We start from the raw sequence: 24,067 nt of genomic DNA on the forward strand, positions 1-24,067 counted from the left end.
TTTATTTTGTATTATTCTGACTTGAATTTACAAATATTATAAGTTGGAGAGCTATGTCTGAAATTTATTCCTTAGACCTTTCGTATGCTATAAAATATGAAACAGATCAATACATCCCCTTAAATGAAATAATTAAGGCTTTGAGTTCTTTAGAAGTTCTTTTAAGTAAAAGTGATAAAATTGTATCAGAGTTGATCAATATTGATATATCAGGGCAAGAACTGTATATCACTAGACTTCAGTCAGGGAGCTTATGGGAAGATATTCTTGTTAAGCTGATATTTAAGGATCAAGAGTCGCTTGATAAAGCGATTGAAAAATTAAGGGACTCTAAAATGAGGGAATATATACTTGGTGCGATATTAGGAGGTGCACTTTTATATGGGTATACTCTACTGACCTCTAATAATCAAGCATCTAACGTAGTGTCTGATACAAATCAAAGTAATATAATTCAAGATAGTGATAATAGTAATATTTTCAATTTCCATGGTGATGTAATTGATGAGGAAACAAGAGAAATTATCAATGAAGTGATACAAGAGTCTTTTGCTAAAGATCCTGCATCAGTTGCTAAACAGACTATCAACTTCTTTGAGCCGGCTAGAAAAGATCCCGAGGCGAAGATCTCAATGGGGGGAGATACTGAACTTCCATCAGTTATCTCAAAAGAGGTAATTAACACAGTTCCTGAGAAATATAAGAAGCCTGATAATAAAGATGTTAAAGAATTAGATGATGTTAAGATATCGTTTAGAGCTAAAGACTTAGATAGTAACAAAGCAGGGTGGGCTGGTGTTATAGAATCTGTAGGGGATTTTGGAGATTCGGGTATTGATTTAGATGATATAGGCGATGGAAGACTTAAGGTCGAACTAGATCCCTTACTAGATCCTGATGATATTTTTGAGCAGGACTACATATATGCCAATATCTCTCTTGAGCGCAAATATGATCAAGCCTCTAACAAATTAAGACCAACAAGAATTATTATTAGATCTATACTTGATAAATAGTGTTTTATTAAACTCGAATAGGAAAGTATATGTTAGATCAAAAAGAGATAATTAAGCACGAGTTGAATGTTAAAGCAGAACTGGAACATATTAAAAAGCGTTTTGCTAGAAAGCTAGGAGAAGGCCGTCAGATCCATATGTGCAGCGATGAATTTTGGGCTCAGGATAGATATTGTTTTTATTCAGGTGATGCATCGGAGAAGGATGATGTGTTAACTAAGGGTGTTATTTTGCCTGACAGGAGTAACTCTAAGTTAATCCTATTTAAAGATCATTACGAACTGAGAACTACTGCTAACCCAGCTAAGTTGATTACTTACATTATTGATTTAGATGGATTATCTTACTGCACTCCAGACAACTCTATTCAAGAAACATATGTTTTTGAAGATATTAGCCCTGACAATATCTTAGGATGGTTTATTTATGATGCGGATAAGCATTATGATCAAATAATCGAAATAGGCTTTAATTCCTAACGGCATTTCAGGATACAAAGCTCGCAAATGCGGGCTTTTTTATTGCCCAAAATCCAACTATCCGGAATTTCCGGACGGTTCACTATCAAGTATTACTTTACAATTGAGAGAGGCTAATCATGAGCAAAATCACACGCACACGGATACGTGGAATGAAAGAGCTCAAAGAGAAGCTCAAGAGAGTTAGCGACGATATGATTAATAAAGGCGGTCGCTCTGCATTGAGAAGTGCTGCTAATGTGATTCGAAAAGAAGCGAGATTGCGTGCAGAAAGACTTGATGATCCAAGCACTCCGGAGCGGATCGCTGACAATATTGTTGTGCGATGGGATCGTAAAACATTCCGTAAAACAGGGAATCCTGCATTTAAAATCGGTGTTCAGGGCGGAGCAAAGGGCAATGCAAAAAAGCAAGGAAAGGGTGGCGATACTTTTTACTGGCGATTCTTAGAGTTTGGTACTAAAAATATGCCGGCAAGGCCATTTATGCGACCGGCGATCGATGCTAAGCAACAAGAAGCAGTTGAGAGATTTGTTGAGGTGTATAAAAAACAATTGGATAAGATTATCAATTGATAAAATGATAAAAGGAAATATTAGTTGTGCCTACAGAGGCTTAAGGAATTTTAACCATCTGATTTGAGAGAAAGACTTGAAGATGGACTTGTCTGATAATTAGATAGCTACCTATATACTAACATCAAGTTGATGTGGTAATATAGGTAGCATTAACTTAACGACAAGGAAAAATTCATGTTTACATTAACCCAAGAAGTTTTTACGCCAGAAACGCATTTTGAATCTAATGCAGAGGAAAGGGTGAATTTCATTTTTAATGGAAAAATAACATTGCAAACCATAAAGGATTGCATGCTTAAAGCTTATTCAAAAAGGGCGGACACATCAGTGTATAATTTAGATACTGTACCGAATACTTATTTTTACCATGAATTCCAGTCCTCTATATCAGAGGAACTCTGTAAACATGGTTGGACACACAAGAAGGTTAAAAATTATCCTCTCTGTGTAAGCCCAGATAAAAAAATAGTGGTTATTTTTGGAACAGGCTCAGAAGGAACAGGGCAAAATACGGATGTGATGCCAACATTAAATAAGGGGAAACTAGGCATAATGGCCGTTAATACTATAAATGAAAGCTTTGATTTTAGTAAGGATCTTACGGTGTATATGATTTTATTTAAACCTGAAGATGAAGCTATCTATTGTGAAATATCTATCCCAGATAAGATTGTTGGCAATAAAATCGAAGGTTGGAAAGAAAGAAACTTGTTACCTGTAATGTATACCACTAAACCAGGGCCTATTTCACCTAATAAAGAGACTACCGATAAGGATGATAGCTCCGATTTTGAGATAACTAGGAATGCTATTTGATTTATAATATATCAGGAGGTTAAAAGAACACCATGTACTTTAATCCAAGTAGATTAACAACGGCTCGTTTGTTAAGAGGATTAACGCAGACAGAGATAGCAAGAAAGCTAAATATCATACCTAGAACAATTAGAGGGTATGAAAATGGTGAGTATGAGCCTGAGAATATTAAGGAATTAGCATCTGTTCTTGAATTACCAGTTAGTTTTTTTATGCAGGAAGAGCCTTTAACGTTGCCTAGTCAAGATGCAATATCTTTTCGTGCAGCATCAAGATTAACTGTGAGAACGAAAAACCAAGCTCGTAGCTTGCAAGTAATAGCACATCGTATAAACAAGTGGTTTGAAAGAAAATATAATCTTCCATCTGTAAATTTACCTAATTTATTGAATGAAGATCCAGTGACAGCGGCAATGTCTTTAAGAAAATATTGGGGGCTTGCTGATAAGCCAATTTCCAATATGATTTCATTGTTAGAGAAAAATGGGATAAGAGTATTCTCTTTAGCTATAGATAACTTGGTTGATGCTAATTGTGTTTGGTTTGGGGAGCAACCATATGTCTTTATGAATACTACAAAGTCAACTGAGAGGGATCGTTTTAATTTAGCTCATGAGTTAGGACATTTAGTATTGCATTCTGAATCTATGCGAGGTTATGAGGAAAGAAAAGAATCAAAAGTTGAGGAAAAAGAGGCAAATGAGTTTGCGGCTGCATTTTTAATGCCAGAAAGTAGTGTCTCATACAATGTCCCTAGTTTCATCACTGTTGATATGCTTATTGAGATGAAGAAAAGGTGGGGGGTATCCTTAGCCGCTCTAGCGTATCGTTTGTTTGGTCTCGGAAAGATTACTGAGTGGGTATATACGAGAGTATTATCTCCGGAGATGGCAAGAAAAGGATATAGAACGAAAGAACCAAGTCCTATGCCCACGGAAACATCTAGTTTATTGACACAAGTATTTAATTTACTTAAAGAGGATGGACTTTATATTGATGATTTAGCTAATGATCTAAATATGCCAATCAAGGATATCCAAGATCTTGTGTTTAATCTTGGGATAGAAAATAAGCGAGAATTGACCATCATTAAAGGGCAAGGTTTGTTGTCAGAAGATAAGAAGATATCCCCAACTCTTAAGCTTATTAAGTGATGTTAATATAAAGCATATTAGATTTTAATTCACCTTAATAAAAGCTCGCTCCGGCGGGCTTTTTTCATGCGAGTAAGAAAATGAATAAGTTGATATATGACATTTCTCGAAAGATGCAGATCCCTTTTTATAGTGCGGGAGTTGCACAGCAAGTGAGGGGTGATAGTTATATTGTTTGGCAGATCATTAGTGATGTACCGGGGAAGACAATCGGTTATGCGAGCAATATTTCAAAAGTACGGGTGCAATTTGATATCTATTCAAGAAATGAGGAGGCGGTATTTGAAATCGGAGATCATTTAGAAAGTGTAATGCTTGGTAAGGGGTTTGTCTTATTGCGGACTGGCCCCTTTTTTAATGCCGATACAAAGATGTATCGAAGAGCCATTGATATAAGTTTTATTAGGAAAGGATATAGACATGGAAAGAAGCAATGAAATTTGGACGCAGGGCACACAAATGTATGTCTCTGGAATAGATTCAAAAGGCAAATTAGTTGTGTATGAAGTCGAAGGTGTAAAAGATTTTAGCCCACCACAGCCGACTAAGAATGAGATCGAGCTTACAACGTTAAAAGATAAAGCCAAACGTTTTATGAGTGGTCTAATTGATGCCGGTGAAGGTTCGATTACACTCAATTATTTAGAAGATGATAAGGGGCAGCAATTCTTGTATGAAATGTACGAGAAGAACGGACGTGTAGAAGTCATTATTGGCTTAGATAATGGCTTTGGTATTGATATTAAAAAAACGGAAGATGGGTATACCTTGCCCGATACTCGAGGTTGGTTTGTTTTTAATGGCATTGTGAAGCAGTTTGCAATCGAAGTTGGCCAAGATGATGTTGTAAAAGCTTCAATAGTTGTTAAGTCTTCCGGTGAGCCTAAACTGAAGCGTAAAAAAGCTTAATAATTAATTGGTTAAAACTATAAATGGCCCCAAAAAGGGGCTTCTTTTTTGGAGAAAACACCATGAATTTAAAAGATTTAGTTAAAAAGCAATACATCACAAAGAAAACCTTGCAGTTAACAGATGAGGTTTCGGTAGATGTTAATTTACGTCCAATGCCTTTTTATCTCTTTTGGAAAGGGTTAGATGAAAATGGGAACGAGCTTACAGACGATCAATTAATTGCCCATAGAATTGCTCATTGTGTGGTTGATGATGAAGGCAATCCTGTATTTACATACGAACAAGTGATTGGAAAAGATCCTGACTTAACACTTGATCCACTGCTAATTTTAAAGCTTGGTGAGCTATTGGCCGATAACTCAACATTGGGAAAGATGTTGAAGACAAGCTCAGATTCGAAGAAGAGTTCTGGTGCGAGCTTGTCATTAATGGAATCGGTGGAAAAACAATAGCTGAAGCAAAGAAGAATATCTCTCTCAATGAAGGGATGACATGGTTAAGGTATATCAAGCAGAGAGGTACGCTTAATCCCTCTCGAAAGTTGGAGCAGACAGTTGGATTGTTAACAGCGCTTTTTGTAAGTGCAAACAGTAAAGATAAAGTGGATTTTTCAGATTATATGCCGTTCGAATTTTCTAAAAAGAAAGCTAAAACACAAGAAGATCTATATGAGCAAATAATTGCAGGAGAATATCAATGAGCAGTAGCTTAGGTACATTGACTCTTGATCTCATTGCAGAGATTAAAGAGTTTAAGCAAGGGATGGATAAAGCCTCTAGAATTGCAGAGCAGAACTCAAGAGAGATTCAGTGCTCGATCAGAGATATTGAGCGAAGAATTCAAAGGATGTCCCGTGTAGTAGCTTCTGTTGCAGGTGTTTTTGGTGCAACTCTAACAGTATCTGCTTTTAATAACTGGATTAAAGGAAGCTTAGAATCTGCACAGAACACCGGTATTTTTGCGGAAAAGATAGGGCTTACAGTAGAAGAGTTAACGACCTTTAGATATATCGCAGGACAAGCAGGGGCGAGTGTTCAGGAGTTAGATTCTTCAATGCTTAGATTAAACTCTAGGCTTGGTGCTGCCGTATCCGGCGGTGGACCTGCTGCATCAACTCTAAAAAGGCTTGGACTTAACGCTAAAGAGCTACTCTCTTTGCCACTTGAAGAGCGTATTTTAGCAATCTCTAAGGCAATGGAGGGGCTAACCAGAGGGGAGCAACTTCGTGCGTTACAAAATATGGCCGGTGATTCTGCTCGAAGTCTTATAAAGATCTTCGATATGAGCCAGAAAGAGATTCAAGAGTTATCTGCCAATGCTCGAAAGCTTGGTTATGTCTACTCCACAGAGATGGCGCGTAATGCCGATACGGTATTAACTCAGATAGGGGAGATAAAAGGGGCTTTTAGCAATCTTTCTCTTCAAATTATTAATGAGTTTTTACCCGATGTTGAGAAATTCTTCTCTTCTATTACTGCAGATGATATTAAAGAGAGTACCAAGGTTGTAAAATCTGTTATTGAAGATGCCGGAACAGCAGTTAAGGCGCTATCAATCGCATTTGGATTAAAGCTAGTTGGTTCTGTCAGTGCATCTACAGTGGCTTTTGGGATTAATACTGTTGCGAAGACAGTTAATATTGCAACAACACTCAAGTTAGAAGGCGCATCATCTAGGGCAGCATTAGCAATTGCAGCTCAGACAATGGCCGTTAGAGGGTTATCAGTTGCCTATAGTGCTCTAGGTGGTCCTTTAGGCTTGCTTTTACTAACAGCGGGTAGCTTTGCTTTTCTAAAGAAAAAGCAACTAGAAGCTAAAAAGTCAACAGATGAACTTACAGAGTCGATTGGTGATTTAACGGTTGGAATAGAGAAGTTATCTATTGAAGAGGCCAGATATAAAAGAGATAACTTAGAAACCAGAATAAGGGAAGCGAAAGATAGGGAAGCCTCTATTCGTCAAGAGCTAAAAGAGATTGAAAGCCAAAGAGAGTTTATTGAGAAAAGAGGGTATAAAAAACTTAGTATTTGGGGGAAAGAGACCCTCGATATTGAAAAAAATGCAGAAGAATTAGAGAAGCTCAGAAAGAAAAAGAATGAGCTAGAGTTTGAGCAGAAGAAATTAAATAATTCTATTCGTGCCGGAGAAGAGGCATTTAAGAGCTATGACGATGTCATTAACAGAGTTGTGAGAAATATGGGTGATCTCGCAAGCGAATCGGATGCTGTTAAAAATAAGCTAGATGAAGTGATATCTAAAATTAAAGATGACACTGCAAGATTAAGCTTAAAAACCGAAGTAGAGATATTTCGTCATGAATGGAATAACACTACAAAATGGGATGAGTATAAAGTAGGAAGTGAAGAAGAACAAAAAGAGATAAAGGCTAAAATTGAAGCTGCCTATGCGGAGTTTGATAATAAGAAGAGAATTGTAAACCAAGCTTCCCAAAAAGGCATCGATCTAGCAAAAGAATATCAGCGTATCATGGAATCGACACTTTCAGATGAAGAGCGCCGGGGCTTAGAGCTCCAAAAGAATCTTGAGATCCTCCGACAATACGGCGCGTCTGAAGCAGATATGTTGGCGGTTCGTCGAGCAGCATATGAATCAATGAGTGTGGATCTGCCGGGATACGATGGTTCAGGCGACACATTGACAGCACAGCTTGCGCGTATTAATGAGAATATTGCCGAGCTTGATCAATGGAGAGAAGAGCAATTACAGAAGATCCAACAAGCCTACGGTGATGAAGAGAGCGCACTAGCAGAATCGATCGCTCGTAAAGAAGAGATTGAACGTGCTTATCGAGAGCGTCGCTCACAGTATGAGGGAGAGTTGAATCAAGAATTACTCAATATGGCGCAATCGCTCTCCTCAGAAACTCTTTCAGTTTTAGAAACCGCAGGTTTAGAAGCAAGTGGAATCTATAAGGCTCTGTTTCTTGCCAACAAAGCTGCTGCTTTTGCTAATGCTATTGTTAGCGCTCAGGTGGCAGGGGTAAAAGCGATGGAAGCTTATTCATCGATCAATCCAGGAATGGCTATGGCAATGGGCAAAATGATTACCGGAGTAGGTATGGTTAATGCCGGGATCATTGCCGGCACGGCATTGCGTGGATTCGCCACTGGTGGATATACCGGTCATGGTGGCAAATATGAACCTGCCGGGATTGTCCATGCCGGTGAAGTAGTCTTCTCACAAGATGATATTCGTCGATTAGGTGGCGTGCAAGTTGTCGAATCAATTCGTACAGGCAAACTTCCAGGATTTAAAGAGGGAGGTATTGTCGGATTAGGCTCAGTGAATATTCCCGATCGAACCTTCCAGTCGCTCAATCATTTCTCTCCTGAAATCAACATTACCGTCCATGTCTCGGAGGATGGAACAGCAGATGCAGAAGCATACGATGGTCTCGGTAAAAAGATCGATGAGCGCATTAAAGTCACCGTAAAGCGAGAGATCGCCACAGCACAAAGACCGGGTGGGGTGTTGGCGAGGAGGTGAGTTTTATAAGGTAAATTTTACTTTATAGGGAGTTATCGCTACTATATTACTAAATATCATATGAATATATCTTGTATATAAAGTTGGGATAATTCACAGAATGAGTAACATTATAGAGGTGGCGTGTCATGAAAAATTATCTCCACCACCGAGCGATATAAATGAGTGCACTGAGAGCGATAGGTTTATTCGTGATAGTCATCCTTTATATCCTCAGGTAGTTGTTGCACAAATAATAGAATCAGGTAAGAGCTTTCATCCTTCAAAAGAAGCAATGAAATTTATTGCAGATCATTCTGAGGAAGGTGAAGATCTTTTGTATGATGTAATGCATAGTAATTTTTGTACAGAACCACTTAAGGCAAAGTATATAAATTCTTCTTGGTGTCTGTTTTACTCTAAATGGGCTCCTAGCGACGCTTATATATTAAATCCGCATGAAACGGAGGATTATTATTGTAAGTTTTTTGTTCGTAGCAAAAATATTGTGTTGAATTTCATATCGTTCCATATGCCAAGATTCTCTTATTAAATAGGTGAGCAATATGTATAGTCAATATAAAGAAGATTGCTGTATTTGCGATAGCGCTGATACACATATAAAAATAGAAAACTCTCCAACTTCCGTTGATGGTATTAACTTTTCATATAAGTTAGTTTATATTCATTGTAATGAATGTGGATATGAATTTGGCAACAGGGCTTTAACTTTACTTAATGTGAGTAATAAAAATGAAGCTCAGAAAGAGGCCATAGAACAAGGGCATATTTTCAATTTTATTGAAATAGATGTACTTCCTGAAACAAGGCCAGATGTTAAGTTTCCCGAGGCTATGTATCGACAGATTAAAAATCATGGGGGGCAAACATTAATGATGTCATTGAAAAGTGCAACTCAGACCATTCTTTATCCAAATGTAGGTTCAGAGTCAAAAGATTATGAAACTACATTTTTGAGGTATGCGTAAATTAGTTTGCGATTGAGCTTATAAAAGGAATTATAATTCGTGAGTACAGATAGCAAAATAGAGGAAAAAGTGATGGAGTTTGATTTTAAACAGAGCTCTTTCGTCATTGATAAAGTAATTAAAAACTCTTTAAATGAATCATCACTACCACCTGATCAGCCATTAACTCTAAAGGCTAATAAGAATTATGGTTTTTCTCTCGTAGATGGCAATAAGAATCGAGTTAGACTCAATATAAATTTTATAGGAGACATGGCTTTATCTAGCGATGAAAGTCAAGTGTTTAGATTTTTAGAGATAGTCGCAAGAGCTGAATTTGAATTGAGTTCAGATAGTGCTGATGTTGATAAAGATGAAACGTTACAAAGAATGTTATTGCTACATACCAATGTACAGCTTACTGACTTTGTTAATCAGCTAATTCTTACTAGTGAGTTGAGAGGAAGTAAAATTCCTTATGATGTATAAATAAAATAGAAATTAATTTTATTAAACCTCGCATCGCGAGGTTTTTTTACGTCTAGAGAAAGGTGAAAGTGGAAAGAAAGATGAAAACATTCAAATGGCAACCGATGATCGAGGCGACAAGTAAACGACAGTATCAAGCGAAGATTCAGTCGTTTGGTGATGGTTATGAGCAGAGACAGAAAGGCTCACCACATACGGATCTACGCATTTATGAAAATATGGTCTTTCGCGGTACACGGGAATATGTTGAAGAGATTGCTAATTTTGTTGATGAGCATGCCGGCGTAAAGGCTTTTTTATGGCATGCGCATGATCGCAATCAGCCTCGTAAATATCGAACCGATGGCGACCCGATTGTGAAGTTTATCACCGGTGATGCGTGGGAAATCACATTAACAATGAAGGAGGTTTTAATATGATTTCAGATCAGTTTTTAGCGACTTTGTCGGGAGTTGAGCAGGACTATATTGTCGATCTTTATGAGGTAGATGTTTCCCATGTGATTCGTGATGGTAGTAATTATTTCTATTTCTGTAATCACGTGAACGAGAAAGGTGAGAACGTTGTTTGGAATGGTCGGCCTTATGTGCCGATCCCAATTAAAGTTGAGGGAATGCAACTTAAAAGTGAAGGTCCAAGTAGCAGGCCGACAATGACCATTGCTAATGTGAATGGTTATATCACCGGCATTATTAATCAGTTTAATGGCTTGATTGGTGCGAAACTCGTTCGCCGGCGCGTACCATTACAGTTTTTAGATGCAGTTAACTTTTACGATGGTAACAAGCGTGCCAATCCGAATGAGTATCTGTTGCAGGTTTATACCGTCAACTCTGCAATCTCATATAACCGAGAGCAAGCGACGTTTGAGTTATCGCTTCCGAGCGAAACAGATGGCGCGTTATTACCAAAGCGGACGATCTACTCATCTGTCTGTGTCCATCAATATCGTGATGAGTGTTGTGGTTATACCGGGAGACCGGTGGCCGATATCAATGATATTAGGACGAATGACTACAGCAAAGATCAATGCTCAAAGACTCTCAATGGATGCAAAATGCGTTTTGGGATGAATAGTCAGCTTCCATACGGAGGATTCATAATGGCGGATAAGGTAGGGTAATGAGAGAGATTATTGAATATTGTCAAAGCAGAAAAGACCAAGAAGCCGGCGGAGTTATCCAAGCCGGTATTTTTTTGCCATTTGAAAACATTGCGGACGATCCAAAGAATCAATTTGAGTTTGATCTATCGGGTATTGATTACGATTCTATTGATGTCATCGTTCATTCTCATATCAATGGGATTCCCTATTTATCTGATGCAGATCGTAAAGCGCAAGTGGCCAGCGGTAAAGAATGGTGGTTAGTTATTGGCGATAAGATACACAAATATAAGCCGGTGCCGTTACTCCGAGGGCGTGAATTTATCTATGGGAAGCATGATTGCGGAACATTAATAGAAGATGCGATGCACCTTTGCGGTATCAATCTCCGGCATTATCAGCGCGGAACAATTGAGAAAGATGCAGAGATTGGCAAGCTTGAAAACACTTTTCCAAAACTTGGGTTCGAGCGTATTGATGAGATCGTAGAGGGTGCAGTTATTCTCACATCTAGCGGAGATGAAGCGAATCATGCAGCACTCTATATTGGCGATGATCGTGTCCTGCACCATGTTTACGGCGGTATCTCTAAGCGAGCATTTTACGGGAGTGAATTCCGTTCCCGGACACATTCGATTTGGATTCATAAAGATTGGAAGCCAGAGATGATTGAAGCTATTGATAATGATTTGAGGGCATACGAATTATGAGACGAATAACCGTAAGATTTCATGGCGACCTAAAGCAATTCGGCGATAACTTTAAACTGCATGCCGATTCAGCGAATGAAGCCTTACATTCACTTATGTGTCAGATCGATGATTTACGAAATCATATCAGAAATGGCTGGTATGAGTTGCGCGTCGGTAACCGGGTTAAAAGTGAAGAAGATCTCAAAAATGGGATTGATCTTAAGGAGAGCGATATTGTCCATTTAACACCGAAAACCGTCGGTGCCGGTAAGTTTGGCACATTTATTGCCGGTGCAGTTCTTGTTGCTGTAGGCGCCATCGGTTTTGTAGCAGGATGGGGAACACCGTTCATTCAAGCAGGGATTGGATTAATGATCGGTGGCGTGGCGCAGATGTTAGTTCGGCAACCTTCATTTAATGAGAATCATATGGGCGTAGAAGATTCCAAAAGTAGTGCATTCAGTAATTTATCCAACATGGTCGGACAAGGGAAACAGATTCCGCGCGTGTACGGCGAGATTCGCGCCGGCAGTATGATTATCTCGCAAGATATGTCGAGCTATCGACCAAACTCTGGCGAGAAGATTAGTGGTATCGAGAAGCCGACTTACACGAAAAAACGAATTAATGTCATTCATGCCCAAGATAAAAATGGCGATTACATCGATACAGATATTAATGATGAATCAGTGCAGGAAGCAGCAGTCACAATCGTGACAAATTGGAGGTAATTAATGGGTGGTAAAAAAGGGGGCGGTGCAAGAACACCGAATATTGCACCTAATACACTTGAATCACATCAAAAATTAAAAGTATTAGATCTTATCAGTTCAGGGGAAGTCTATTCCCTTGAGCATGGCGATGAGATGCCACTTCGCTCTATCTACTTGAATGATACGCCGATCCAAAATGAAGATGGTTCGTTGAACTTTAAAGGTGTGCGCGTGGAATATGCGAAAGGTGCAGTGGATCAAGATTATCTACCAAACTTCTCATCAGTGAGTACAAGCGTTAATGTCGGTGCAGAGGTGAAAAGAGATCAGCCGATTACTCGCACAATCGTCAATCCAGAGATCACAAGTTTACGCGTAACTGTCGGCGTTGATGCATTGATGCGTTCCACAAAGGAAGGAGATCAACTTCCGACTGATGTGAACATGACGATCTCAATTATCAAAGATAACAACTATTACGCGAGCAAAGTCTTTTCGCTTCATGAAAAGGGATCTCATCCCTATTACCAAGACTTTGTCTTTAATGATCTACCGCCGGCACCCTTTTCGATTCATTGTGTGCGTAATACTCCCGATTCAAATAGTGATCTGCTTCGCAATAAAACTTTTTTCTACAGCTATGTTGAGTCTGTTGATGCTAAGTTTCGTTATCCAAAGCTTGCTATTTGCGGTTTAGAGATCGACTCAGAACAATTTGGGAATAATGTGCCGACGCGGACATACGGATTAAAAGGCGCTATCGTTCAGATTCCCTCTAACTATAATCCCGTTACACGTGAATATGATGGTTTATGGGATCGACTCTTTAAACCAGGATACACCAACAATCCTGCTTGGATTCTTTACGACCTATTAACGAATGAAACGGATGGCTTTGGTGATCGTTTGAAAGGCTATCGCATCGATATAGATAAGCTCTATCAGCTTGCAAAATATTGCGACGTTTTGGTCGATGATGGTAATGGCGGAAAAGAACCGCGATTTGTTTGTAATGCCGTAATCCAGGGCAATGATGCATATAAGGTTCTATATGATGTCTGCTCCACGTTTCGAGGGATTCCAGTATTTCATAATGATCGTTTTACCGTCTACTACGATCATAAAGCGGATGTGAGTGCGGTCTATAACAATTCAAACGTGATCGATGGTCTCTTTGACTATTCATTCACATCAAGACAAGATCAGCACAATCAAATTCAAGTGCAATATATCGATAAAGAGGATGGCTATCGCACAAAGATTGACGAAGTTTCCGATGAAGCGCACATTGCGAAATATGGTTTAAACACACTCTCTATTACCGCTTTTGGTGCGACCAGTCGAAGCTATGCATTACGGATGGCCAAGTGGAATCTTGTCACGAATTTGACCGAGAATGAATTTGTCTCATTTAAGGTCGGGCTCGAAGGGATTCGCCATGCGATCTACGACATCATTCAAATTGCCGATAATGACTATGCCGGTACAAGCGTGGGTGGGCGCGTTATCGATATTGATGGCGATACGATTACTCTCGATCGTGATGTGAGTGATGTTGAATCATTTTTCATTATGAATCGAGAAGCGAAATCTGTCTCTTATCGTGTAAAACGGAGGTTAGCGGGTGATTGTTATCAGCTCGATAAAGTTGTTGATGCCGAGGAGTATAGCGCCTTTAATGCAGTCTTAAAGCATGTTGAGCCACGACTATTCCGCTGTATCTCAATTAGTGAAGATGCTGAGGAAGGGGTCTATACGATCGTCGCTGTCAAACATAATCCGCAAAAAGAAGCGATTGTGGATGAAGCTGCAGAGTATATCGAGCCGAACCATTCAATAATCAACACACTACCACAATTGGTGAATGGACATACCTCAAACAATGGCCGAGAGATCATCTTAAAGTGGGATAGCCTAGAAGTTGCCGGCAAGCAGAATGAGTATCGTATCGAGTTGCTTAAAGACCAGGCGCTCTATAAAACCTATCGTACCAAAGAGAATCAGCTTGTATTAACCAATCTCCCTCAAGGCGAATATGTTGCCAAAGTTAGAGCGATCAATAGTGCTGGCCAGTTTTCTGAAGAGCTGATTATTGCTTTTAGCACGACCTATAGGATCGATGGTTTACGTGCGCGTCCGATCGTATTCGGGATTGAACTTCACTGGCAGTTGCCGGCATTGATTACGACAGAAGCCTATACTGAAATCTGGTATTCAGATGTTGATGATCGTACCAAAGCCAGTAAATTGGCTGTCCTTCCATATCCGCAGAGCAATCATACAGTAAGCGGATTAAGCGTTGGTGATGAATTGTTCTTCTGGTTTAGGTTAGTCGATGCTGATGGTAACCAAGGCGAGTTTTCTTACACATTAAAAGGCAGAGCAAGCGATAGCGCAGATGGTATTCTCGGCTATTTCCAAAATCAGATTACAACAAAAGAGATTAGCTCTGAAGCAGTTGATGAGATCATTGAGCAAGCGAAAAAAGAGATCGATTTTGATGATGTTGTTGATCCTGGTGATATTGATAAGATCATTGAGAGAGCGAAAGAAGAGATTAGCTTTAATGATATTGCGACATCTGTAGATATCGATAAGATCATCGATCAATCGCTAACGAATGCGAAAGAGAGTGCCGATGAAATTGTCAAAGAATCAGGTATTGTCAGCAATATCAATCAAAAAGTCGGGAGTGCAGAGCTTGATGCAAAGCTGTTAGAGCTTTCAAAGGTGACGGCAGATCGTGCTATTCATGCAGAAACGCAAACAAATCGTGTCAGTATTGGTGATCATTATGCTGAGATGATTTTACAAAAAATTTCAGAGGTAACTAATAGTAAGCAGTTAGCCAGCCAATATCTGTCGTTAGTTGCGCAAAATGAGATAGCTAAAGCTGAATTCCTGCTTTCTCAAATCGCTCAAGCGACAACAGATAATGCTTTTGCGCGTGAAATTCATTCATTAACAGCTTCTTTTTTAGAGAATGAGGCTAGTATTAAATCACTCAAAGAGACTGTTACGAATGAGTTTGAAGCGACAGCAAAGACGATTGACCAACTGAAAGCAAATGTTGATGAGACCATTCAATCAGAGATCAATAACGTCAATGAGGTGATCGCTGAGAAGGAGGAGGCAACAGTAAAGAGTGTTGAGAAATTACAGACAGATATCAATGATCTTGATCATAACCTTAGTGCTGAAATTGTCTTATCGAAATTATCTCAGGTCACTGGTGATTCGCAATTATCGCAGCAAGTGTTTGCATTAATTGCAGAAAATGAGCGAGCAAAAGCGGAGTTACTACTCTCTCAGTTAGCTCAAACAACAGATACTAAGGCATTGGTTCAAGAAGTATTATCGCTAACGGCAGAATATCTAGAAAATAGAGCAGAGGTTGAAGAATTCAGAAAGGCCACTGCCACTGAGTTTGAGTCAACAGCAAGATCTATTGATAAAATGCATAGTGAATTTTCTAGTGAAGCCAACAAGCTTAATGCAGATCTGATTCTTTCAAAAATGTCACAAGCAACAGGAGATGCTCAACTTGCTCAACAATATCTTTCGCTTCTTGTTCAAAATGAGAAAGCGCAGGCAGAGTTTGTTTTATCTCAATTAGCACAAACTACGAAGACAGAAGCATTAGTGCAGGAGATCTCGGCATTGAGCGCTTCATTTTTAGAAAATAGAGCAAAGATTGAAGAGTTCAGAAAAGCAACTGCCACTGAGTTTGAGTCAACAGCAAGATCTATTGAGAAAATGCATAGTGAATTCTCTAGTGAAGCCAATAAGCTTAATGCAGATCTGATTCTTTCAAAAATGTCACAAGCGACGGGGGATGCCCAGCTTGCTCAACAATATCTTTCGCTTCTTGTTCAAAATGAGAAAGCGCAGGCTGAACTTATTTTATCTCAACTTGCTCAAACGACAGATACTAAGGCGTTAGTACAGGAGATCCGCTCTTTAACTGCTTCATTCCTTGATAGTAGAGCCAGTATCGATAATTTACAGAAAATCATGGTTGAAGAAAATCAATCTCTTGCAAGTGACATTACTAATGTGAAAGCAAGCATAAAAGAGCAAGAATCAAGAATTACTCAAAATGCAGAGGCTATAGTTAATACAGATGGCACTGTTAAATCTCAATACACATTAACAACTGAAGCCATTAAAAATGGTAAGAAAGTTGTGAGCGGGTTTACTAGCGTCAATGACGGTGAGACATCAGAGTTTTTAATCCAAGCCGATAAATTTGCCATCGTAAACTTAAAAAATGGCCAAATCGCTATGCCGTTTATTATTGCGAATGGGAAGCTTGTAATGGACGGCGATATGATCGGCACAGGGACAATTTCCGGCGATAAATTAGTCGTCGGGACATCAATGAAAGCTCCAATTATTAAAGGTGGGCGTATTGAGTCAGGTCATTTTGCCGGGGGATCTATCAATATAGGAAATGGCAATTTTAATGTTGATAGTAAAGGAAATCTCTATGCTAAATCAGGTCGATTTGAGGGTGAAGTATTTGCAAAAAAAATAAAAGGAGGAATTGTAGATCTAGTTCAATTTAATGATATTCGTATCGATAGAGCCCATATAGATGTTAATAGAGGGGCAAGATATTACTTAAAAGCTGAAGATATGGATTATATTTATACCCTCAAACCTTTTTTAGTTCGAGTTTCAAATGGTAACGTATCAGTTTCTGTTATTAGAGATGATGGTAAATTGATCGGAAGGGGGGTTACGACATCAGGTTATTGGACAGCAAGTGAATATTTAATCGATGATTTATCAGAAGTAGATATATATGTAAAAAAAGGAACAACAAGATATGTCGATATAAATTTACGTTATCACGGAGCAAGAGGAAGTTATGCTCATATTAAATCAGTTAACTTTCAGAGAATAATGAGAACAGAGGCTCCGATTAGAGTAGCTCCTATAAGGAACTATGGAATGTAAAAGTTATGCCCCAAAAGGGGTTTTTTTATTGCTTGTAATAAGGGGAAATCATGTTACAAACAGGAACACTTTATAGCCCTTTTAAGGGAGAAAATTCAGTAGAGAAAGAACCAATTGCGAATGTATATATTTACTTTTCTAAAAGTGGGAAGCCTATACTAACAGTAAAAACGAATAATGCCGGTAAGTTTAGCTTTAACTTACCTGTAGGAAGTTATCAGGTCTCTATTTCTCAGGGGGTAGGGTTTCGAGTATTTGATTTGGCCGGTGGCGCGCCTTTCGAATTAACTAAAGACTCAAAACAGAATGCTTTTGAAAGTTGGGTGTTGAATCCTGTCTATCTTCGACCAGAAGAGAACCCATTAGTTGTTTTGATGCGCAATATCGCTCAGAAGGCAAATGAGTCTGCTGAAAAAGCAAAAGATAGCGCAAATGAAGCAAATACAACAGTAAAAAAATTCAAAGGGGATACTGTTGGTAGAGGTAAATTAGTTAGAGAAAGTAACGTTAAATATCAATATTTATCTGCGATTGGAAAATATTTAAATGGAAAATCAGAGCCTATTAAGTTAGAGTCGGGAAGTTTTGGCTTGGGGATAGGTGAGAAGATGCTGAACATAGAGAGCCCAAGTAAAGCTTTAAAAGAAGCATTTGTTAATTATGAGGTTTATGAGAATTATAGTGGTTCAGGTAGCCATCTATTTGCAATTTTTAAAGGGTATAGGTCTCCTGAATTTGGTTGGGCTCAATCGAATGATGGTGGAGAATCTTGGTCAAAAGTTGCAAGAGGGTGGAGCTCATATAACACAACAATAGATAGTAATGGTCATTTAAAAGCAGCATCTCCGATTGTCCGTTTATTCGATGACCGTATAGAGCATAATGATCAATTTAAAGAGGAACCTCAGTTTAGAAAAATCGATACGGGTATTTATCAAATCTTTAATACACTAGGACTGGCCAAAGAAGGGTGGACAGTAGAAATACCTAAAGATAAACATGGGAAGCCGTACTTTCACGTTATTGTTCAAAAAACATATGATGGCGTAATCATCAGTGTCCACGATGAATATGATGTTCGTAGAAAGAAAAAGATCAAAGATATCTTCGGGGAAGAACAAGAGGTGGAAGTTGTTGGAAAAATCCTCGGAGAGGCAAGAGATATCAAACCACATGAGCGGTGGATTGATTTGAGGTTTCATGAGGAGGTTGAAGACCTTGAAGAGCAAGTTGAGCTCGAAAAGCATTTAGAATAATGCTGTATTATTGTAGGGTATAGATAGAAAGACCCCCTCGTTAGAGGGGTATATTCTTTTTGTTTTTTTTATTTAGGCAATGGAATAGAGCCGAAATATGGCTCCAGTAGCTTACTTGCTATAAGAATACCTGGAAATGTTAGTGTTATTTTATGCAAATCCAAATTGTCATATTGATTTAATACATATCTAAGGTTAGGGACATTTTTTCTTAAGTTTACATTAGATAATATTGAAGCATACTTTTCATCTACATATTCTTTTAAGGTATTTCCCCTCATCATATTAATGTGGTTTACAGCTCCAATAGATTCTAGAGTCATTAATCTAGTATCGGTTATATTTTTGCAGTGAATGAGGAAATTTTTTCTTAGCCAAGTAAACGCTTCTTCTAATTCTTTTAACGTTGGATCTTTCAGCGTAAGATTTTTAATAAAATAGTTTAATGCTAGCGCTGAGAGTAAGTCTTTACTTATTTTAGGAATGATTTTAATAGACTCTTCCAATGAGTTATAGAAAAAATCATCATGGCCATCATTCATTCTATCAACGACTAAAGATGCCAATACAGATAGGTCTATTTTTTCACCTTTTTTTGCAGCACCTAGAACAGCATCATTAATAGCTGATTGGACATCGGGCTCAGTTAGAAGTTGAAGATTGATAGAGTCTATTTTTTGAGTAAATTCTTGACGTACCTCTTCTATAAGTAGATTGATATTATCTTGCGCCTTTTCGAATGCTTTCTCTTGAAGATGAGGCATATTTTCATTAAAAAGGAGCTGAAATAATCGTTCAACCTCTGTCATGCTAAGTCCATAGTTTACATCTCTTCCAGCTTGTATAATTTTTGAGTCACTTTTTGCAATTGCTTTTTGATTCATTGAGTTTTCCTATTTTGATATTGCCCCCAGCTTGTACGCTTATGCCATTTTTAACATTTGATTTTTGTATTGTTTTTTTATTGATTATTTTTTTTATCGTAAAAAGACCAATTACTGTAAATATAAAACCGACATAAGTTACTATTTCAATAAGGCTTAGATTTTTAAGAAAGTCCATCTGTTCCCCAATATTGCAATTTATTTATTATCCCTAATGTAATGAAAGTATATTATTTTTACAAATTTTTAGAATTTAATAGGATAATATTATTATCCTTGATCCATTGTAGATTGTCTTCCTTAGTTTTACAGCTGTCTAGGTGATCTGAATACTCTTGAAAAGCCTCTCTCATAGGCATCACTAATTGAGCTTTGTTATAGTTAACCCGAGATGTTTTTCTAGGAGTGTGAGATAAACAAGACTCAATAAGGTTTGCATCTACCGTCATTACTTCATTAAGTAGGGTAGAGAAGAGGTGGCGTAAACCGTGGGCAGTTGTCGGCACTTTATAGTTTTTTAATGAGTTTCTAGGAGCTTCTAAATGCAGGTGACCTGTTTTGGATGTAGGATCAAAAAAAAGATATTCAGTTTTGTCTGTGCCCAATTCTCGTAACTTTTTGATAATTTCAGAACTTTGCCAAGAAAGAGGAACGAGATGTTCTTTTCTATTTTTCATTCGTCCTTTATAAATTGATAGAACTTGATGTTCTTCATCAAATTCCTCCCACAGAGCTTGGCAGGCTTCATTTGCGCGTAGGCCTGTGCGAGCAATAAACTCAACAGCTAAACGAATTAATAGGCTTGCATTTTCATTCTGTAAGTATTGGTGAAGTAGATAGATTTGATCAAGCCTCAAGTGTCTTTGAGCGATGGGCTCTTTTGTTTCAAATGCTGATCGAGGAATCTGTTGGGCAGTATTTTCATGGATATATCCACGAACTACCCAGTCTCGGAACATAAGGTTTAAATTTGATTTTACCTTCCCAAGAGTGGCTAACAACCCTTCTTTTTCTAGATCCCTAAGCGCATCGGCAATCATGAAAGGTTTTATTTCCTCAATGGGAATCTTTCCTAAATGAGGTAGAATATATCTTGTAGTTGCAGAATGCATTGCGTCAACATGTTTTTTATTGAGGTTTTCTTTTTCTCTTTTTAGTCGCCATTCTTCATAAAGGGTTGAGAAAAGCGTATCAGTTTGGACAATATTGGGATCATTTCCTAATTGAATTTCAGTATAAAGCTCTTCTGCTTTTTTGCGAGCATCGGCAATGGAGATAGTAATAGGGCTAGATGGAAGTTGTTTATATAATCCTATTACATACCAGGCTCTTTTTTGGGTGATTGGACTTAAATATCTAAGCTCCCAATACATTGATCCAGAGGGCATAATTCTTATGTACAGTCCTCTAATATAATCACTAATTCTGTAGATACGTTCTTTAGGTTGAATGCGAGAAAGATAAGTATTTGTTAATTTTACTGCCATAATTTCTGATTATATCTTCAATTAAGTTTATACCTTTTTTTATACCTTTAATCGTCGGCTTTCACTAAATGTCATTGTATGTAGTTTAGGTAAATTTGCGAAGTTTCGGGATTATTACAGGCCTGTTAAACACTATTACATTTCTCTCTCAGTAGCCCGATAGAACCTATGTCCACCAAACCAGTGGTTTTAAATAGTAATTTTAAGGCCACAAAAAATTAGGACATGTAGCTCAGTTGGTTAGAGCACAGCACTCATAATGCTGGGGTCAGTGGTTCAACTCCACTCATGTCCACCAACATAAAAAGCCCACTTTTTAGTGGGTTTTTTTATTGTCTAAAATTGTGTTTGACGGGAATTTTGACGGGAATACGGTTAAGTTAGACATAAAATTAATAAATATTCTGTTCTAAATTGATTGGGAAGGATATTACCTAATAATTCGTGGGCTCTTTCTTCATTATAACTTAAGACCGAAATCATTGATAAGGGTTATATGTGACGGATGGTAAGTGGTAGAATTAAGGTGATTGGTGGTAATATTATTATGTTTGGATGGGTAACAAACCATGTAAACTTGGTCAGTAATTCTAAAAGGGATATTTTCTAAATTTGATTATTTGAAGGTTTTCGCTATTTTCATAGAGCTATACTACAATAGATTAAATAATCAAATTTCTTCATTGATTGGAGAGTATTATTAATATTTGCCGGAGAAAATAAGTATGCTATATGAAAAAAAAGGATTTTTACGATCTGTAGCAAGTATATTTATACAAGGCTCTAGCTATTATGACTATAAAAAAATTACTCAGAAATCCTTTAAAGATGCTTCTGCTGAGGATATTTTAGAAATATCTAAAGATTTTGAAAGAGTCACAAAAAAATATATATCTGATAAAAATATAGAGTGATACGTTTTTGATAAATAAACTGTAGTATTACTATAGATTTAGCATGAGAAAAGAAAATCATCAGGAAGCTGAAAATAATAAGGACTCTCAGGCGAATGATTTAATACAAAAGCTTCAAAAGCAAGGTATTTTAGATGATGCTGCGCTGAAAGTCATATATGAAAATCCTGAAGCTGCAAAGGTTATTACTCAGATAGCTGTTCAACATAAACAGGAAAGTTACGATAGCCCATTTCCACACCCTGATCATCTGGAAAGATTTAACGAGCTCTATCCTGATGCTGCTGAAACTGTTTTTAAGGAATTTGAGCGGCAGGGAAAAGATCGTAGAGATATGGAGTCTATTATTGTAGATAGAGGAACAAAGTTTGATCTTAATGCTCAAAAATATGGATTTTTTACATCTATAATTTTAGTGATAGCAGCTTTGTTTGGAATGTATATGGGATGGGATGTTTTATCTTATGGAATTCTCGGCTTTGGTGTAGCTCCTATCGTATCTAGTTACTTTGGTAAATTTTCTAAAAAAGAAAAATAAAATTTAAACTTCGCTCTTAAAATCATTCCCAAGGCATTGTTATGAGGATAAACAGCTACTGTTCTGATTTATAACGTTAGATCAATCCACCAACACGAAAGCCCACTTTTTAGTAGGCTTTTTTATTGTCCAAATCTAAGCTCTTTTTTAGATCGTCAATAGCTGGAAGTGTGAGCTATATATCAGTATTCTTTGCTTCTCATTTATCCCTCCAACTCTTATTGTTTATACCATTAGTTATTTTTGTCATTATTTCTGGCAACAAGGTAAGATACTTTAATCTGGCCATATAGAAAACGTGATCTAATTAAAGAGAGAAGAGGGCTAACATGAGAAAATTATTATTGAGTCTTGTATTGGGGGGATTTGTCACTTTGGGGCAGATGGCATCTGCAAGTGATGTGAAAGCAGTCACTGATTTTGATAGTCAGCGTTATCTTGGGCAGTGGTATGAGATTGCGCGTCTACCTAACTTTTTTCAAGAGAAGTGTGTGGGCGATATTGCAGCTAAATATCATCGTGAAGGGGAGGGGATTGCTGTTGTGAATCGTTGCCGAGTCGCTGATGGCAAGATGGATGTTGCAACGGGTTTTGCGACCTTAGAAAATAGCAGTGGCAGTGAATTGAAAGTCACATTTCTTCCTCGTTATCTTCGCTGGGTTCCTTTTACAAAAGGGGATTATTGGGTGTTAAGAATTGATCCCGATTATCAGATCTCTTTAGTGGGAGATCCTGATCGAAAATATCTCTGGCTCCTCTCGCGTACACCTACTTTGCCGGCAGAGGTTATTAAGGATTATCTCAATAGTGCAAAGGAGATGGGATATCAGTTAGATAATATTATCTATACCCAAAATAGTGTGGGCGACCAGCAATAGATAATAGATGATAGATGGAAAATAATGCATGGGAAAAAAGTTAGAGATATTACACGTGACTGATTTGCACTATCAGAAGAAGCTCTATCGTTGGATTGCTAAAGTAGAGGATCAATTTGATCTAATCTGCTTAACAGGGGATCTTCTCGATGAACGTGCTAATGATTCTGGTAAAAAACAGATTCGATATCTTAAACGATGGCTTGCAGAGCGAAAAACGCCAGTTATTATCTGTAGTGGTAATCATGATTATGTTAAAGGATCGATCGATTGGATGAGAGATCTACCTTATGGAGATGGTGATATTCACGCTATTTTAGGGCTAAAAATAGCCTCAATCCCTGAAGATTGCCGTGATTTTAGCCCATATTATGATTGTGATATCGTTTTGCATCACTATCCGCCTAAAGGAACGTCGACAGCATTTCATCGAAAGAAAGGAAAAGATGTTGGAAGTAAACGATTAGCGCGAGAGCTCCCTCAATTTAGATGTCAGCTACTACTATGTGGGCATGCACATCGTCCGCTTCTACCGATTTTTGTTCGTCATGGCATTAAGATCTATAACTCCGGTGGTGATCATGCGCCTAAACGTCCTCAATATAGTCGTATTACCTACTATCGCTCTAAGAAGAGTTCCGATTAGGTTATGCAGATCCTAAAATCAATTGTTAAGCAATTGATAAGCAAATAGAGCAAGAAGGTAATAAGGTAAGAAGGCAATAGAGTGATAGAGCAAT

At 38.0% G+C, this 24,067-nt stretch carries 25 protein-coding genes and 1 tRNA gene; 24 read left to right on the forward strand and 2 right to left on the reverse strand.

What is annotated here, in order from left to right:
- Nucleotides 1-53 precede the first annotated feature (53 nt).
- The 19 genes from B9T19_RS03705 to B9T19_RS03795 all read left to right on the forward strand — a co-directional run bounded on the left by B9T19_RS03705 (nt 54) and on the right by B9T19_RS03795 (nt 18,626).
- Complete coding sequence (locus tag B9T19_RS03705) at nt 54-1,016, forward strand: hypothetical protein (RefSeq protein WP_094567222.1); 963 nt, start codon at nt 54-56, stop codon at nt 1,014-1,016.
- A gap of 29 nt (nt 1,017-1,045) precedes the next feature.
- A complete protein-coding gene (locus tag B9T19_RS03710; RefSeq protein WP_094567223.1) occupies nt 1,046-1,495 on the forward strand; it encodes a hypothetical protein in 450 nt (149 codons plus the stop codon).
- A gap of 119 nt (nt 1,496-1,614) precedes the next feature.
- A complete protein-coding gene (locus B9T19_RS03715; protein WP_094567224.1) occupies nt 1,615-2,070 on the forward strand; it encodes an HK97-gp10 family putative phage morphogenesis protein in 456 nt (151 codons plus the stop codon).
- Nucleotides 2,071-2,247: 177 nt separating this feature from the next.
- The gene (locus tag B9T19_RS03720; protein ID WP_094567225.1) at nt 2,248-2,889 is read left to right on the forward strand and encodes a hypothetical protein; all 642 of its coding nucleotides are present in this window, start codon (nt 2,248-2,250) and stop codon (nt 2,887-2,889) included.
- A gap of 32 nt (nt 2,890-2,921) precedes the next feature.
- Nucleotides 2,922-4,043: an XRE family transcriptional regulator gene (locus tag B9T19_RS03725; RefSeq protein WP_094567226.1), complete on the forward strand. Its 1,122-nt coding sequence runs from the start codon at nt 2,922-2,924 to the stop codon at nt 4,041-4,043.
- An 80-nt stretch (nt 4,044-4,123) separates the two neighbouring features.
- Entirely contained in the window at nt 4,124-4,480 is a 357-nt protein-coding gene (locus B9T19_RS03730) for a hypothetical protein (protein ID WP_094567227.1), read from the forward strand.
- Nucleotides 4,464-4,952, forward strand: a complete 489-nt coding sequence (locus tag B9T19_RS03735; RefSeq protein ID WP_094567228.1) for a phage tail tube protein — start codon at nt 4,464-4,466, stop codon at nt 4,950-4,952. Before B9T19_RS03730 ends, B9T19_RS03735 begins: the two co-directional genes overlap by 17 nt.
- A gap of 62 nt (nt 4,953-5,014) precedes the next feature.
- Entirely contained in the window at nt 5,015-5,407 is a 393-nt protein-coding gene (locus B9T19_RS03740; RefSeq protein WP_094567229.1) for a phage tail assembly chaperone family protein, TAC, read from the forward strand.
- A 107-nt stretch (nt 5,408-5,514) separates the two neighbouring features.
- Nucleotides 5,515-5,655: a hypothetical protein gene (locus B9T19_RS10565; RefSeq protein WP_158214343.1), complete on the forward strand. Its 141-nt coding sequence runs from the start codon at nt 5,515-5,517 to the stop codon at nt 5,653-5,655.
- Nucleotides 5,652-8,462: a hypothetical protein gene (locus B9T19_RS03750; RefSeq protein ID WP_094567231.1), complete on the forward strand. Its 2,811-nt coding sequence runs from the start codon at nt 5,652-5,654 to the stop codon at nt 8,460-8,462. Before B9T19_RS10565 ends, B9T19_RS03750 begins: the two co-directional genes overlap by 4 nt.
- 100 nt (nt 8,463-8,562) lie before the next feature.
- Nucleotides 8,563-8,994 carry a hypothetical protein gene (locus B9T19_RS03755; protein WP_094567232.1) on the forward strand — a complete coding sequence of 144 codons (432 nt, stop codon included), beginning with the start codon at nt 8,563-8,565 and terminating at the stop codon, nt 8,992-8,994.
- Between the two features lie 13 nt (nt 8,995-9,007).
- On the forward strand, nt 9,008-9,430 hold the full coding sequence (locus tag B9T19_RS03760; protein WP_094567233.1) for a hypothetical protein: 423 nt from the start codon (nt 9,008-9,010) through the stop codon (nt 9,428-9,430).
- A 39-nt stretch (nt 9,431-9,469) separates the two neighbouring features.
- A complete protein-coding gene (locus B9T19_RS03765; protein ID WP_094567234.1) occupies nt 9,470-9,898 on the forward strand; it encodes a hypothetical protein in 429 nt (142 codons plus the stop codon).
- A gap of 80 nt (nt 9,899-9,978) precedes the next feature.
- Nucleotides 9,979-10,317, forward strand: coding sequence for a phage tail protein (locus B9T19_RS03770; protein ID WP_094567235.1), 339 nt, complete (start codon nt 9,979-9,981; stop codon nt 10,315-10,317).
- Nucleotides 10,314-11,021, forward strand: coding sequence for a phage minor tail protein L (locus B9T19_RS03775; RefSeq protein ID WP_094567236.1), 708 nt, complete (start codon nt 10,314-10,316; stop codon nt 11,019-11,021). The genes B9T19_RS03770 and B9T19_RS03775 overlap by 4 nt, the downstream gene beginning before the upstream one ends.
- Nucleotides 11,021-11,713, forward strand: a complete 693-nt coding sequence (locus tag B9T19_RS03780) for an NlpC/P60 family protein (protein ID WP_094567237.1) — start codon at nt 11,021-11,023, stop codon at nt 11,711-11,713. Before B9T19_RS03775 ends, B9T19_RS03780 begins: the two co-directional genes overlap by 1 nt.
- Nucleotides 11,710-12,426, forward strand: coding sequence for a tail assembly protein (locus tag B9T19_RS03785; protein ID WP_094567238.1), 717 nt, complete (start codon nt 11,710-11,712; stop codon nt 12,424-12,426). The genes B9T19_RS03780 and B9T19_RS03785 overlap by 4 nt, the downstream gene beginning before the upstream one ends.
- Before the next feature lie 3 nt (nt 12,427-12,429).
- The gene (locus B9T19_RS03790) at nt 12,430-17,370 is read left to right on the forward strand and encodes a phage tail protein (RefSeq protein ID WP_094567239.1); all 4,941 of its coding nucleotides are present in this window, start codon (nt 12,430-12,432) and stop codon (nt 17,368-17,370) included.
- 50 nt (nt 17,371-17,420) lie between these two features.
- Nucleotides 17,421-18,626 (forward strand): carboxypeptidase-like regulatory domain-containing protein, encoded by a 1,206-nt coding sequence (locus B9T19_RS03795; RefSeq protein ID WP_094567240.1) that lies wholly within the window; start codon nt 17,421-17,423, stop codon nt 18,624-18,626.
- 68 nt (nt 18,627-18,694) lie between these two features.
- Here the strand turns inward: B9T19_RS03795 and B9T19_RS03800 are convergent, their stop codons facing one another.
- A complete protein-coding gene (locus tag B9T19_RS03800; RefSeq protein ID WP_094567241.1) occupies nt 18,695-19,510 on the reverse strand; it encodes an LPO_1073/Vpar_1526 family protein in 816 nt (271 codons plus the stop codon).
- A gap of 236 nt (nt 19,511-19,746) precedes the next feature.
- Nucleotides 19,747-20,997 (reverse strand): site-specific integrase, encoded by a 1,251-nt coding sequence (locus tag B9T19_RS03810; protein WP_094567243.1) that lies wholly within the window; start codon nt 20,995-20,997, stop codon nt 19,747-19,749.
- Nucleotides 20,998-21,218: 221 nt separating this feature from the next.
- Between B9T19_RS03810 and B9T19_RS03815 the strand changes: the two genes are divergently transcribed.
- From B9T19_RS03815 to B9T19_RS03835, 5 genes are all read left to right on the forward strand, one after another.
- Nucleotides 21,219-21,295, forward strand: a tRNA-Met gene (locus tag B9T19_RS03815).
- 427 nt (nt 21,296-21,722) lie between these two features.
- Nucleotides 21,723-21,911: a hypothetical protein gene (locus B9T19_RS03820; RefSeq protein ID WP_094567244.1), complete on the forward strand. Its 189-nt coding sequence runs from the start codon at nt 21,723-21,725 to the stop codon at nt 21,909-21,911.
- Between the two features lie 43 nt (nt 21,912-21,954).
- Entirely contained in the window at nt 21,955-22,449 is a 495-nt protein-coding gene (locus B9T19_RS03825; protein WP_094567245.1) for a DUF2335 domain-containing protein, read from the forward strand.
- A gap of 329 nt (nt 22,450-22,778) precedes the next feature.
- Nucleotides 22,779-23,327, forward strand: a complete 549-nt coding sequence (locus B9T19_RS03830; protein ID WP_094567246.1) for a lipocalin family protein — start codon at nt 22,779-22,781, stop codon at nt 23,325-23,327.
- Nucleotides 23,328-23,355: 28 nt separating this feature from the next.
- Complete coding sequence (locus B9T19_RS03835; protein WP_094567247.1) at nt 23,356-23,973, forward strand: metallophosphoesterase; 618 nt, start codon at nt 23,356-23,358, stop codon at nt 23,971-23,973.
- Nucleotides 23,974-24,067: the final 94 nt, after the last annotated feature.

The sequence above is a fragment of the Ignatzschineria sp. F8392 genome (genome assembly GCF_002252045.1).
Classification (GTDB): Bacteria; Pseudomonadota; Gammaproteobacteria; order Cardiobacteriales; family Wohlfahrtiimonadaceae; genus Ignatzschineria.